1 protein-coding gene is annotated in these 1,425 nt (G+C 67.8%); it reads right to left on the bottom strand.

What is annotated here, in order from left to right; genetic code table 11:
* Positions 1–54 precede the first annotated feature (54 nt).
* Complete coding sequence (locus AQJ64_RS44845; protein ID WP_055633153.1) at positions 55–1,293, bottom strand: IS256 family transposase; 1,239 nt, start codon at positions 1,291–1,293, stop codon at positions 55–57.
* Positions 1,294–1,425: the final 132 nt, after the last annotated feature.

Genomic DNA, 1,425 nt, shown 5'->3' with positions numbered 1-1,425 from the left:
TCACGTCCGCTGGAGTGGTGTATTGACGGCCACTCGGTGATCTCTTTGGTGAGGTTATGCGGTGAGTTCGGTCGGGAGGACGGTGTCGTCGGTTTCTGACTCGATCGGGTGGAGGCGGGCCTTGGCGAGCAGGTCGAGTCCCATGTAGCGGCGGGCCTCGGTCCACTCGTCGTTCTGCTCGGCCAGCACCGCGCCGACGAGCCGGATGAGGGCGGTGCGGTCGGGGAAGATCCCGACCACGTCCGTGCGGCGGCGGATCTCCTTGTTCAGCCGCTCCTGCGGGTTGTTCGACCAGATCTGCCGCCAGATCTCGCGCGGGAACGCGGTGAACGCCAGCAGTTCGTGCTGGGCGGCGTCCAAGTGGGCTGCGGCCTTGGGGAACTTGGCCTCCAGCGCATCCAGCACGTGTCGCATCTGGGCCTGGACGGCGTCGGCATCGGGCTGTTCGAAGACCGTCCTCAGCAGCGTGGCCACCCACGGCTGGGCGGACTTCGGAACCTGACTGAGCAGATTCCGGGCGTAATGCGTGCGGCATCGCTGCCAGGAAGCGCCGGGCAGGACCGCGCCGATCGCGTTCACCAGGCCGGTGTGGGCGTCGGAGACGACCAGTTGGACGCCGGACAGGCCGCGGGCGGTCAGTGAGCGCAGGAAGGCGAGCCAGCCAGCGCCGTCCTCGGCGGTGGCGACGTCGATGCCGAGGATCTCGCGGTGCCCGTCGGCGTTGACGCCGACCGCGATCAGCGCGTGAACGTTGATGATGCGGCCGCCCTCGCGGACCTTCTGGGTCAGCGCATCCACCCAGACAAACGCATACGGGCCGGCGTCCAGGGGCCGGTGGCGGAAGGCGGTGACCTGCTCGTCGAGGTGCTTGGCCATCGCGCTGACCTGGGACTTCGACAGCTGTGTGACGCCGAGGGACTCGGCGAGTTTCTCGACTCTGCGGGTGGAGACGCCGAGCAGGTAGGCGGTGGCGACCACCGAGATGAGGGCCTGTTCGGCCCGCCGGCGTCGTTCGAGCAGCCAGTGCGGGAAGTAGCTGCCCTGCCTCAGCTTGGGGACGGCGAGTTCGACGGTGCCGGCCCTTGTGTCCCACTCGCGTGGGCGGTAGCCGTTGCGGTGGTTGACGCGTTCCTCGCTGACCTGGCCGTATTCGGCGTTGCAGAGGGTGTCGGCCTCGGCGGACATGAGTGCGTCGGCGAACGTCTTGACCATCGCGCGCAGCAGATCGGGACTCGCCGCGGCGAGGTTGTCCTCGGCGAGGGCGTGCAGGGGCAGACTGTCAGGTGCGGTCATCGTGCTGATCTCCTTCGAGGCTTCGACACTTCGAAGATCAGCCGGTGGCCGTTCATCTATGCGGGCCCCATCCCGATGCCGGAGCAAACCCCCGGATCAGGTCGAACCCGTACACCACTTCCCTGGACGCAA

Origin of the sequence: Streptomyces griseoruber (assembly GCF_001514205.1) — a bacterium.
In the GTDB taxonomy this organism is placed as follows: Bacteria; Actinomycetota; Actinomycetes; order Streptomycetales; family Streptomycetaceae; genus Streptomyces; species Streptomyces griseoruber.
This window is presented reverse-complemented; position numbering and strand designations above follow the sequence as displayed.